Source organism: Rhizobium sp. AN6A, assembly GCF_900215635.1.
Classification (GTDB): Bacteria; Pseudomonadota; Alphaproteobacteria; order Rhizobiales; family Rhizobiaceae; genus Agrobacterium; species Agrobacterium tumefaciens.
The window spans coordinates 1535363-1548321 of record NZ_OCNC01000003.1; the positions used below are offsets into that span (position 1 = coordinate 1535363).

General features: G+C 57.7%; 7 protein-coding genes. 2 read left to right on the forward strand and 5 right to left on the reverse strand.

What is annotated here, in order from left to right; translation table 11 throughout:
- Positions 1–132: 132 nt before the first annotated feature.
- Both CRO62_RS10950 and CRO62_RS10955 read left to right on the forward strand, forming a co-directional pair.
- Positions 133–4101: an autotransporter domain-containing protein gene (locus CRO62_RS10950; protein WP_097100165.1), complete on the forward strand. Its 3969-nt coding sequence runs from the start codon at positions 133–135 to the stop codon at positions 4099–4101.
- A complete protein-coding gene (locus CRO62_RS10955) occupies positions 4101–4685 on the forward strand; it encodes an invasion associated locus B family protein (protein ID WP_097100166.1) in 585 nt (194 codons plus the stop codon). Before CRO62_RS10950 ends, CRO62_RS10955 begins: the two co-directional genes overlap by 1 nt.
- Before the next feature lie 56 nt (positions 4686–4741).
- Here CRO62_RS10955 and CRO62_RS10960 read toward each other — a convergent pair whose 3' ends face one another.
- From CRO62_RS10960 to CRO62_RS10980, 5 genes are all read right to left on the reverse strand, one after another.
- On the reverse strand, positions 4742–7885 hold the full coding sequence (locus CRO62_RS10960; protein ID WP_097100167.1) for an efflux RND transporter permease subunit: 3144 nt from the start codon (positions 7883–7885) through the stop codon (positions 4742–4744).
- The gene (locus tag CRO62_RS10965; protein ID WP_097100168.1) at positions 7882–9183 is read right to left on the reverse strand and encodes an efflux RND transporter periplasmic adaptor subunit; all 1302 of its coding nucleotides are present in this window, start codon (positions 9181–9183) and stop codon (positions 7882–7884) included. The genes CRO62_RS10960 and CRO62_RS10965 overlap by 4 nt, the downstream gene beginning before the upstream one ends.
- Before the next feature lie 294 nt (positions 9184–9477).
- Positions 9478–10674 carry a polysaccharide biosynthesis/export family protein gene (locus CRO62_RS10970; RefSeq protein ID WP_013761539.1) on the reverse strand — a complete coding sequence of 399 codons (1197 nt, stop codon included), beginning with the start codon at positions 10672–10674 and terminating at the stop codon, positions 9478–9480.
- Positions 10675–11088: 414 nt separating this feature from the next.
- Entirely contained in the window at positions 11089–12126 is a 1038-nt protein-coding gene (locus CRO62_RS10975) for an acyltransferase family protein (RefSeq protein WP_097100169.1), read from the reverse strand.
- 158 nt (positions 12127–12284) lie between these two features.
- On the reverse strand, positions 12285–12803 hold the full coding sequence (locus CRO62_RS10980) for a helix-turn-helix domain-containing protein (RefSeq protein ID WP_097100170.1): 519 nt from the start codon (positions 12801–12803) through the stop codon (positions 12285–12287).
- Positions 12804–12959: the final 156 nt, after the last annotated feature.

Consider the following 12959-nt stretch of genomic DNA (forward strand, 5'->3'; position numbering starts at 1 on the left):
CTGTCAGTAAAAACCACGCTTTGCGCTGTTCATACTGGAAATCATCTTTCAAACTGGCGTAGTTGATCTCATTCACAAAATGATTCGCTCGATCAAAGGAAGACCGCACGTCGCGCGGGTTAGGGAGACTGAATGTCCGCTTGTTTCTGCCATGTTTCGGAAGGGGAAACCTGTCCGACAGCGGAAATGCGTGCCTTGACGCCAAGCAGGCTTTTCGTCTGCGGGACGGCGGGTCTTTTCTTCTTTATATTTTCGCTTGCCGCTGCATCAGAGGCTATCGCCGAAACGTTGCTCTGGACGGGATCCGATGGGGGGGACTGGTTTAACGACGCGGACTGGGGGCCGTCGCGCCGCGTGCCTGATGCCCGCGATGATGTGATGATCGATACCTACGGCCCGGTCATTACGATAGGCACGAGCGCTGAAGCCCGTCAATTGTTGATAGGCACCGCGCCAGGGGCCGGCACGCTGGTGGTGCAGGGCGGCTTGCAGACAGATTCGGTTCTTCTCGGCGCTGTCAGTGGCGCGTCCGGCACCGCAAATTTCATCGGTGCGAACTGGAAGAATGGTGGTGACGTCTCCATCGGAGACAGCGGCGTGGGTAACCTTTCCCTTTTGCACGGCACGACGGCATCGTCGAAGAACGTCCTTATTGGCGGAAGCGGGACCGGAAATGGCTCCCTCAAGCTCGACAATTCATCCACTCTCACGACTTCCGACACCGTTTTTGTGAGTGGGTCGTCTTCCGGAGCTGGCGGCGGTGGAAATCTGGAGGTGCTCGGCGCCAGCGCGCTTTACAGCGCGAGAGGCGTTCTGGCCGAAGACCTCGGCACGACGGGAACCGCGCTGGTTTCCGGTGAAGACAGCCACTGGACCATGTCCGGGGATATGGTCGTTGGCGAAGCAGGCGTTGGTAAGCTCACCGTAACCGGTGGCGGTACGGTTATCAGTCAGACAACGACGGTGATTGCCAATCTGGCTTCTGCGGACGGAAGTTCTGTGACGGTAAGCCGTCTGGGCTCCTCGCTGCAAAGCGGGGGATCGCTCGTCGTCGGAAATTCGGGAGCTGCAACGCTTCTCGTAGAGGCCGCAGGAACCGTAACCAGTGGCGAGGCCATTATCGGCCGCCATTCGGCAAGTGAGGCGACTGTCACCGGCGACGGCTCGAACTGGAAGACCGGCGACCTGCAGGTCGGTGGCGATGTCGCCGATCCGGGCGGTGCCGCCGGCAATGGTAAGCTCAACGTTATGGCGGGTGGCTCCGTTGATAGTACGGCGGCGCGGCTTGGCGTTGTGGCGGGTGCGACGGGCGCTGCCGCCGTGGATGGGCAGGGCTCGGTCTGGGCAGTCAACCGCGGCGACCTCGAGGTGGGGGTGAATGGCACGGGTTCGCTGGCGGTCACGGGCGGCGGCCTTGTCGATGCAGCGAATATCATCATCGGAACAAATGCCGGTGGTACTGGTTCCGCCCGCGTATCCGGCGTCGGCAGCAAATTGCAAAGCCGCGGCGATCTCAATGTCGGCCTTGACGGCAACGGTTCCATGACCGTCGAGGCCGGTGGCACGGTGGAAAGCCGCGACGGCTATGTTGCGGCCCATGGCGGTTCCACTTCCACCGTAACGGTGGCGGGCGACGGATCGAGCTGGGCGATGACTGGAACGTTTTTTGTCGGATACGGAGGCGGGGCTACAGGAAATGTGTCGGTCAGCGCCGGCGGCGGTATCAAAGCTGCCAAGGTGATGCTCGGTGATCTTGCCGGTTCCTCCGGCACGATGACGATCACAGGAGCGGGTTCGAACGTCACCGCTTATATCGACAACGGCGTTGTGAACTCCGGCTCCGTCGATGTGGGTTTTGAAGGTTCCGGAAGCTTGGCCGTTACCAACGGCGGATCGCTTGCTGCCTATGATCTCTATGCGGGCAGTGCGGCGGGATCAAATGGAAACGTTCTGGTCAGCGGTGTGGGATCGCGTGTTGCGGTTGGCAATCTCATGGTCGTCGGCGATGCAGGAAACGGTTCCGTGGAGATAACCGGCGGAGCCTCGCTTGCTGCGCCCACTATTCTCATTGCCGCGTCGGCGGGTTCCACAGGCGTGCTCAACATCGGAGCTGCCGCGGGCCAAACCGCCCGCTCAGCCGGTGCGTTGGAAGCGCGCACGATTGCTTTCGGTGCCGGCAATGGGAGCATCGTCTTCAACCATTCCGAGACCGGCTATATACTCTCAGCCGATATTTCAGGTGCGGGCAAAGTCGTTGCCGAAGCTGGCGTCACAACGCTTGGCGGCAATAACAGCTATTCCGGCGGCACCACGATTTCTTCCGGCACGCTGAAGGGCACCGCAAAAAGTTTCGGCTCGGGCGGCATCGCCAATGATGCGCAACTCGTTGTCGATGGTGCCGGCACGCTTTCCAATGCCATCAGCGGTACTGGTACCTTTGAAAAGACCGGCGATGGTAATCTGGTCTTGACCGGAAATAGTACCTATACGGGCACCACTGCGGTTTCCTCTGGAAAGCTCAGCGTCAATGGCTCGCTTGCAAGCGCTGTTTCGGTCGGTACCGGCGCGACACTTGGCGGCTCCGGCACCATCGGCGGCCTGACCGTCGGCTCGGGTGGCACGCTCGCGCCCGGCAATTCGATCGGCACGCTGGCTTCCACGGGCAGCGCAACATTTGCCAATGGCTCTCGCTATGAGGTTGAAATCGACGCCGCCGGCAATTCCGACAGGCTTGCCGTGACCGGAACCATCACCATCGACAATGATGTCAGTCTTGTCGTTACGTCGCTGGCGAACCAAACCGCCTATAGCCTCGGCACCCGCTACACGATCCTGACGGCAACGGGCGGAATTACCGGCACGTTTTCAACTGTCGGCGAAAATTTCGCCTATCTGACCGCAAGGGTAGCCCAGAGTGTTGACGACCGCACCACCTATCTTTCCTTCGCCCGGGCATCACCGGATGCCGGCTTTCTGGCCGCTGAAACATCGACGGCCAATGCGCGCGGGGCCGCCAACGCCATAGAGGCGCTTGGGGAAAGCTCGCAGCTCTACGAGGCGGCCGTGTTTCTGCAGCAGGGCGAAACCCAATCCGCCTTCGCGCAGCTTGCCGGGGAAATTCATCCCTCGCTTGCCATGGCTTTGATCAACCGCAGCCAACTCACCCGCGATGTCATTCTCAACCGGCTGCGTAGTGCTTTCGAAGGTGTCGATGCGCGCCCGATCCTTCCGGTCGCCTATGCTGAAGGCGGGTCAAACCCGTTTGACATTGACGAGGGTTCCCTCACGTTCTGGTCCAGTGGTTTCGGCTCCCGCGGTCGCATCGATGACGATGGCAACGGCGTATCGGCCGACATGAAGGGCGGTGGCGTCCTCTTTGGTGTTGAGGGAGATTTGGCTGATGGCTGGCGTGCCGGGGTGGCAGCCGGTTACGGCCGAGATGTGATCAGCCAGAGTTCTCCTGCTGCATTTGCTGACGTGGACAGCTACTATGTGGCGGGTTATGCGGGTAAAACAATTGGCCCTGCATCCCTGCGTCTTGGTGCAACCCATGCCTTTCAGGATGTCGAAACCCGCCGGGCGGTTTCTTTTTCAACATTGAAGGAAGACCTCACCGCCGGTTACGACGCTTCCACCACGCAGGTCTTTGCCGAAGCCGCCTGGCGGTTCGATTTCGATCTCACCCATATCGAGCCTTACGCCAATATCGCTTACGTGAATACGCGGACGGATCCTTTCCGGGAGATGGGCGGTATCGCCGCCGTGTCTTCGGGTGCCACCAGCCACGACGAGTTTTATTCGACGCTCGGAGCGCGCATCAGCCGTGACATTGCGCTGGAGGGGATGCTTGGACGCGCGATGCTCGATATCGGGTGGCGTCATGTCTATGGCGATCCGATGATGGAGAGCGCATTGTTCTACGAGGGCGGCAGTGCGTTTTCTGTGACAAGTGCTGCCATGGCGCGCGACGTGGCATTGATCAATCTGGGGCTTAGCTACAATCTCAACCCATCCGCCACGTTGACATTCCGTTACGGCGCGGTTTTTGGCGCGGGTCTGCTGGATCAATCTGCTTCAGCCCAACTTGGAGTTCGTTTCTGATGAAGCGCAGTCAAAACACGCTTTGGAAAACGGCTCTCACGGTGTTCCTGTCCGCCGGTTTGGTGGCAGGCGGTGCTCTCGCGCAAGATGCAGAAAAAAAGGCGGACGCGCCGTTGCGTGAGGTTCACGGGAGTTGGCAGCTTGCTTGCGTCGCGCCTGCGAAAAAAGATGATAATGACGCCAGTACGCCGGTGGCGGAGACGGCAAAACCGCTCTGCGCCATCGCTCAGGTCCAGCTTGAGGAGAAGACACGCAAACTGGTCGTCTCCGTCGAGTTCCGGCTGGACGATGTCGGGACGCCGGGTAAGCTTTCCGGCACCATGGTCATGCCTTTCGGTCTTGCCGTCACAAAGCTGTTTTCGGTAAAATCCGGAAATGTGCGGTTGCAGGAAGTTCAGGTCAGCACGTGTCTGCCCGTGGGCTGCATCGTTTCCTTCACGCCGTTCGTCGAACTTGTAACCGCGCTGAAGGCCGGACAAACCCTGACGATAGAGGCCCCCGATCTGCAGGGCCGAACGGTTTCGTTCCAGTTGCAGGGACAGGGATTTTCCGAGGCACTGGAGCGCCTCGGAAGCTTGCATTAGCGTATTTCCGGTAGAAACCGCATCGCGGTTTGTGTCCGGAAATGCGTATCTACGATCTATGCCGCGACGGAGTCGGGTTCTATGGCACCCTCCGGCTTTTGCGGTTCCGCGTGTTTTTCGGCCGATTTCTTGCGCGAAAACAGCCCGGTGAGATAGGTACCCAACCTGTCCATTTCCACGAAGATGACCGGGGTGATGAATAGCGTCAGCAATTGCGAGACGATGAGACCACCGACCACGGCAACACCAAGTGGCTGGCGCAGTTCCGAGCTGGCGCCTGAGCCGAGGGCAATAGGCAGGGCGCCCAGCAGCGCGCAGAAGGTCGTCATCATGATCGGCCGGAAACGGCGCACGCAGGCTTCGTGGATGGCACGGGTGGGCAGTTCGGCCTTTTCGCGGATCAGTTCCACCGCCACGTCGATCATCATGATCGCGTTTTTCTTGACGATGCCAATCAGCATCAACAGCCCGATCAGCGCGATGATCGAGAAATCCATGCCCATCACCTTCAGCGCCACCAACGCGCCAAAAGCCGCCGCCGGCAGACCGGAAAGGATGGTCAGCGGGTGGATGAAGCTTTCGTAAAGCACACCCAGCACCACATAGATGGTCAACACCGCCGCAAGAATGAGGATGCCGGTATTGCCCTGGCTCTGCTGGAATATCGCCGCCGTGCCGCCATAGCTGGTGAACACGTCCTGCGGCAGGCCTATGGTAGTTTTGATCTGGTCAATGCGGCTCGTCGCATCCGAAAGCGCCACGCCATCCGGCAGGTTGAAGGAGACCGTGGTGGAAACGAGCTGGCCCGTCTGGTTGATGGTCACCGGCGCCTGTGTGCGGGTGAGGGCGGCGAAGTTGGAAAGCGGAACCAGAACACCCGATTTTGCCGAGAGAATGTTGATGTCGCTAAGGAAATCGTCATTCCACTGTTTCGAGCTGTCGAATTCCACGATCACATCATAGCTATCACCGGTCGACTGGATTTGCGCCGCCGTATAACCGCCGAACGACATTTCAAGCGTCTTGCGCAATTGGTCGTTGGTAATGCCGAAGGCGGCTGCCTTTTCCGGGTCGACCGAAATCGTCGCCGCGATTGCACCGTTCTGAGCGTCGGAATTGACGGCGGCGAATGTGCGGTCGCGGCGCATCGCCTCCATCAGCTTGTTCGACCATTCATTGGTCGCGTCGGCATTCAGGCCCTGAATGACGAGCTGGTATTGGCTGGCGGAGCTGCGCCCGCCCAAACGCAAGCTTTGCTGGGGATTGATATAGGTGCGGATGCCCGCCACCTTCGATGTCGCCTGCCCCAGTTCCGCCAATACCTGGCTTAGCGGTGCACGCTCTTCCTTCGGTTTCAGCTCCACGAACATCGAGCCGTTATTCAGCGGGTTGCGGGAGTTGCCGCCGACTGTAGAGGTGACATGCACCACGGCCGGGTTCTTGCGGATCTGATCGGCCACCTGCGCCTGAAGATCACGCATCGCGGTATAGGAAATGTCCTCACGCGCCTGCGTCGACACGGAAAGGCGACCGATATCCTCCTGCGGGAAGAAGCTGGAGGGCAAAGTCTCGAACAGATAAAGCGATGCTGCAACTGATGCCAGGAATGCGCCCAGAACCACGCGGCGATGGGAAAGGCACCAGCCGACGGCCTTGCCATAGAGGCGAAGCGTGCGTTCGAAGCCGGCGTCGAACCAACGGATGATGGCCGGCGGTCTGGAGGAATGACCCGAAAGCCGTGAGGCGAGCATGGGCGTGACAGTCAGCGAAACCAGCGCCGACGCCATGATTGCCAGCGTGACCACCATGCCGAATTCGTTAAACAGCCTGCCGATCACTCCGCCCATCAGCAGAATGGGAATGAACACTGCGACCAGTGAGATGGACATGGACAGAATGGTGCCGCTGACTTCCGCGGCGCCCTGAAGGGCCGCCTCGCGCATCGTCAGGCCTTTTTCCTCGTGCAGTCGCAGGATGTTTTCCAGCATGACGATCGCATCGTCCACCACAAGTCCGACCGACAATGTCAGTCCGAGTAGCGAGATATTGTCGATACTGTATCCCAGAACATACATGGCACCGAAGGCGGTGATCAGTGATAGCGGCACGGCAAGGCCCGGAATAATGGTCGCCGTCAGATGCCCGGTGAAGAGATAGATAACCGCAACCACCAGCCCTATGGTGAGGAGCAGCGTGAACTGCACGTCGGCAATCGCGTCCTTGATCGCGGTCGAGGCGTCATTCATGACGTTGATATTGACCGAGGGCGGCAATTGCTGGCGCAGCGCCGGTAACTTGGCCCGGATGGCATCCACCACATCAACGGTGTTGGCGTCCGGCTGGCGCTGCACGGCAAGAACGATCGCCTGTTCGCCATCGAACCAACTGCCGGCATTGGGGTTGTCGATACTGTCGGTGACATTGGCGATATCGCCGAGATGGATGGACGCACCGTTGCCCGTCGCCACCACCAGCGAGCGGAAGGCCGCCGCATCGGTGCGCTGGGTGTCTGCCTCTATCGTCAGGCGCTGGTTGTCATTCTGCAACGCGCCCACGGGCACCTGATTGTTCGCCTGCGCGATGGCGGTTGTGACGGTATCGACGCCAAGCCCTCTTGCCTGAAGCTGCGAGGGATCGAGGCCAATGCGCACGGCATAGGTCTGCGCGCCGTAGATACTCACCTGCGCGACGCCGGAAATGGTTGAAAGCAGCGGCGAGATGATATTCTCGGCGATTTCGTCCACCTTGCTGGTCGGCATCTCCTTGCTGTTGATGGCAAGCAGCAGTACCGGCGCATCGGCCGGGTTGGTCTTGCGGTAACTCGGCGTTGTCGTCATGTTGCTTGGCAACTGCCGCTGTGCGCGCGAAATCGCCGCCTGAACATCGGCTGCCGCTGCGTCTATGTCACGGTTGAGATCGAATTGCAGCACGATGGAGCTGTTGCCCAGCGTGTTGGTGGCGCTGATTTCGCTGACACCCGGAATGGTCTCGAACTGCTTCACCAGCGGCGTGGTGACTGAGGTGGCCATGGTTTGCGGTGAGGCGCCCGACAGCGACGACGAAACGCTGATCGTCGGAAAATCGACTTTCGGCAGCGCAGCGACGGGCAACAGGCGGAAACCGGCAAGCCCGGCGAGCACGAGGCCGATGGCGAGAAGGGTGGTTGCGACGGGTCGGTTGATGCAGAAATTCGGGATCATGGGTTACCCACCTGTTCCTGCTGCGGAATATTGGCGGCCAGATTGGCGGCCGCGCCGCCCTTGTCCGAGAATTGCTCGACCACCTGTTGACCGTCGGCAAGTCCCGACTGGCCTTCGATGATCACATGCTCGCCGCCGGTGAGGCCGCTTGCAATGGCGGTGAGATCTCCGTTCGAGCGGGCAACTTCCACGGTCGTCATATGAACACGGTGGTTGTCATCGACGGTGTAGACGAAATTGCCCTTCGGCCCCGGCCGCACGGCAACCGTCGGCACGACGATCATCTCCGCGTCGGAGACGAAATGAGCCGTGACGTTGACGGACTGGCCGGGCCACAACAGCCCACGATCGTTCTTGAATTCCGCTTTGGCAAGTACGGTACCGGACGTTTGGTCTACGACGTTGTCGTAAAAACGCAGCATGCCGCTCATGGGCTCGCCGCCGGTTGCCGCCGGGTCTACATCGACCGCCGTGTCCTTCTGAACGCCTTCGCGCAATTGCGGCAGGTAGCGCTGCGACAGGCGAAAACTGACAGAGATGGGATCGTATTTCGTGATCGTCACAATATTGATGCCAGCGCTGAGATAGGCACCGGGGCTGACGGTAACATCGCCAAGTCGCCCATCGAAGGGCGCACGGATCTCCATATGTTCGAGCGTCACCTGGTCGGAAGCGAGCGCCGCCTCGTCGGCATCGATCTTGGCGGCGGCGCTGTCCCGGGCTGCCCGTGCCTGATCCAGTACCTGCTGGGACTCTGCGCTCTGCTTGACCAGATTGGCGGCGCGCTGGAAGGCGGCTTCCGTCTGTTCCAGCGTCGCCTGATCGGCAGCGATATTGGCCTTGTCCTTGTCGACGGCTGCGCGGGCGATACGGTCATCCATCTTGAGGATCAGATCACCCGCCTTGATATGCTGGCCGTCCTTCGCGGAGATTTCCGTGACGAGACCGGCCTGAAGCGGCGCTATATTGGTGATGTCGGCCGCAACCGCCCATCCAGTCGCCGTTGCATCCATTGGCAACGTCGCCTTGTTGACGGCGATGGTGCTGACGGTAGGCGGCCCGCCATTGCGCCGCCCGCCACCTTGCCTCTGGCCTGTCTGCTGGCCGGCTTGACCGTTCTGCGACGTCTGGCCCTTCTTGCCGGCAGATCCATCGGCCGTTGCCGTTTCTGCATGTGGCGAAACGCTGGCGAATTGTTTGAGGTAGCGAATTTGATCAAGGGGCAGGCGATCTTTAAAATACCACGCGCCGGCGGCTGCGATGGCGAGAACGCTGAGGGCGGTCCAGAAACGTTTCATCTGACGGTTCCGCAAAATGAGAGCAATACATGTTTCCCGAACATGTTCGGCAAGCCCTGGGAGCAGCTTTAGCTCCCACAAGACACCCAATGCGCTGCAAAATCACCTTAAACTTTTGTAATGGCGGCGACGATGTCTGCCGTCATGTTGCCTTGCGAAACAAGGGTTGTGGCGGTTTTGGGCATATGCCAGTCGCCGGGTTCGATGCACGACAGTTGACCCCACTCGTGGCCAAAAGAAAAAGCCGCCTCGTTTCCGGGGCGGCTTTGAACAGGAGCGGCGAGTTGCCGAGGATCAGAACGCCCGGATGGCGTTGCGCGTCGCAAGCACATCCTCGGAGACGTTGCCGGCCGTTGCGGGAACGGAGCCGACGAGATCCAGGAACTTGTAGAGTTCGGTCGCCTGCGAGTTGGTGACGTAGATGATATCGCGATCCTGCATCGGGAATTTCGTGGTGGCAAAGAAGGTTGAGGGATCGCGCAGGTTGGCGCGGAAGATTACCGGAACTTCCTGTCCCGGGAACTTGGACATGTCGATGCCAAGCTTCACGAGAAGATCGCGTTTGACGGTACGATAGACATAGACCTGCGCAGGGTCGGCACGGGAATCGAGCAATCCGCCCGCCTTGCCCAGTGCATCCGAGAGCTTGAGCGCGGCGTCCTCAAATTCGAAACGACCATTGAGGCCGGAAGCGCCGAAAGCGAGATAGGTGCGGCGTTCACGCTCCACCATGACCGTGTCGCCCGGAACCACATAGATGTTCTCGGAAGGCGTGCTGACAAGGTGATTGTAGTTGACGCGCGCGGTCTTGCCGCGACGGATCAGCGTGACATAGGATTCGATATTCGGGGCGCTGAGGCCTTTTGCATAGGAGATGACGTCGAGAACGCGGTCACCCGCTTCTGAAAGCTGGACCTTCGTCGGCTCCTTGACGTCGCCAAGCACGGATGCCTGTGCGGAGCGGCTGGAAATCTTGGTGATGAGGACCTGCGGTTCGATCGCCCGGTTGGCCAGACGCTCCTCGATCTCGCTCTGCACATCCTCGACATTGCGGCCGGTTGCGCGGATCTTGCCGGCATAGGGAACGCTGATATTGCCTTCCCGGTCTACCGTCTGGTTCGGCAGGCTGATGAAGTTGCCGGGACGGCTGCCCGCATCGTTTGGAATGAAAAGCCCGCCCGCCTGGCTTTCGAAGATTGCGACCTGCACCACGTCACCAACGCCCATCGGCAACGCCGGAACACCACCCTTGCCACCGCCGAAACTGCCGAGCAGGGTAGCGGTGGTGGTATCGCCGACATAGTTCAGGACGGAACTGTTGATATCGATGAGGGCGTAGTCAACGCCCGCGGTTTTCTTTTTGTCCTTGGAACTGAATTTCACCGAAGCGTTGGATTCGATTGTTGCCGCATCGGGGCCTGATGCCGCGGTGACGGTGCACCCCGCAAGTGCTGCGGAGGCAAGCAGAATCGAAACATTCAATAAACGCATTTGGTCCTCAAAATAAATTTCGTCCGAAAAAAGAAACAAACCGGACATCGTATAGTTTTATAAAAATCGGCACTTCATATTTTTTACACCGGTAAATCAAATCTCTACCGGGCATTACATCCGTTTAGCAGAATCGTGTCACGAAATGTCTACGCTTGCATCAGGCTTATTGCCTAAGTTCAGGCGATGCTTCAAGTTAAGTCGTCGCTCGATTGCGCCGGAAAATCCGTAGCGTGCACAATATTCACGAACCCGAATGGTGTCAGTATCGTCGTTCTTCAATATTCAATCGGACGCCATAATCACTGCGATTACCGCATAGCGCTAGTGCAGTTTTGTCACGCTTGTCCAGTTTCTTGCAGGTTTGACTTAAAAACACGATAATTGGTTGTTTTACATGATGTTTTCCCTGCGTCAGCGGCCGATCCTCAGTCTCCCCGGCTTGTCTGCGGTGCTGGTTTCACGCTTACGGTGGGCGGAGGCTGGCAGCGCCAGCCACTCTTGAATCCCTAAGCGGATAGCGGCCATCTGTACGATGGCCGGTATGGCAACGCCGATAACGGTCGTGATCGCCAGCAAGCTCGCCATATCCGTTACGTGGAAAAGCTTCACCGCGACAGCTCGGCCAAAGCCGATAGCGATGATGTGCATGACATAAACGCCGACGGATAACTGGCCGAGTGTCTTAAACATCAACGAAATCGCGCTTTCGCGAATAACGAGCGCCTGCGAAATTGCGATAATCAGGAATATGCCGAGGATTGCGGATGGGAAAGGAAGCCGTTCAGGAATTTCGGTTTGCCACGAGAAATAGGTGGAAATCGCAAAGGCGACGAGAAGCGCGAGAAATGAGCGTACCGTGTATCGCCTCTGCCGAAAACCATATTTCTTGGCAACAATGCCAAGTGTGAAATAGACGAGCCCATATGCGATATCCAAAGGAACAGACTGGCTGTACAGATAAAAAAGCGTGAAGAGGGCAAGCGCAAATGCCATGCGGACAAGCGAAGGCACCTGAACGAAAACATATGATGCAAGTTGGCAGAAAAACAATGCGTAGAGAAACCAGAAGGGGCTGATCGGGTTCCACAGGATTTCGAGGACACGGGTGAAATCTATGGTCGTGTTAGTGAGACCAAAACGCCCCATAGCCACCATCAGACTGCCATGCAGAATTGACCAAAACAGATAGGGGTAAGCGATATTCTTTCCGAGCTTGGCAAGAAAATCCTTCGGGGCGACATTTTTTTCGGAGAAAAAAAGTCCAGACACGAAGAAAAAAAACGGCATATGGAAGGTGTAAATCGTGTAGTCAATAAAGCCCATAAGGCTGAAGTGCGTCGGCATACCGGAAACACTCAAACCTCTTTCCGTGTGACCAAAGACAACCATAATTATGCCGAGACCCTTGGCTATATCATAGCTGTGATCACGCAACGCCTTATATTCCATAAAAACACCTGATGTAAATTTTAAAATTATTTATAATTTAGTGAGCTATTTAGTTGAGATGGATACGAAATTTATTATGAAATACTAATCATATCTCGGAAGTATTGAATTAGATTGAAAATATGTCTATTATGGCATCTGTATAAATATGCTGACTACTAAAACCTTGAAGATTCGTATTTGCCGAGGCCCAATCCCGCTGTTGTTATACGCTCCCTGAAGCGTAGCAGAAGTACGGGTAAAATTGCCTCTACCATCTGGACGTCGCGAATGTCCGATATGGTTTTGGCCAGTTCGTTATAAATAAGCGCGGCCTCCGTTATTGTAGACCGTGTAGGCGACTTTTGGCTGCACTCCGTGAAGATCGTCTCGACCCGGTCGCTGATTTTTTGCAGCAGGGCAACGTCGTAGGCAAGAGTAGGTGCCGCTGGCGCCGTGTCAAACATGTCGCCCATACCGGCCACGAGCCAACTTATATTTATGCCGAACCGCTCACGATAAAGGGCCAAAACGCCAGCGTCGGGAATACGGTCGCCCCGTTCATAGTAACCAAGCATTGCAACTGTCAGGCCTAGTGCCTCAGCAAATGGCTCACGCTCGTCAAATTTCAGTGCTTCGCGGACCTCGGTCAGCCGTTTTCCCAACGGCGTCTTTGGCTCAACGCGTTTCCTGCTCATAATTCCGCACAAATATCACGATTTGGTATTTACTAGATACCAATTTGTGATATTCCTCTGTTTGTACAAAGACCAAATCACTCATGAGGTAGGCCGGTCAGGGCCGTCTCGCTCACAACGAGGAATCATTATGCACGGCGACTGCATTGCGGACAA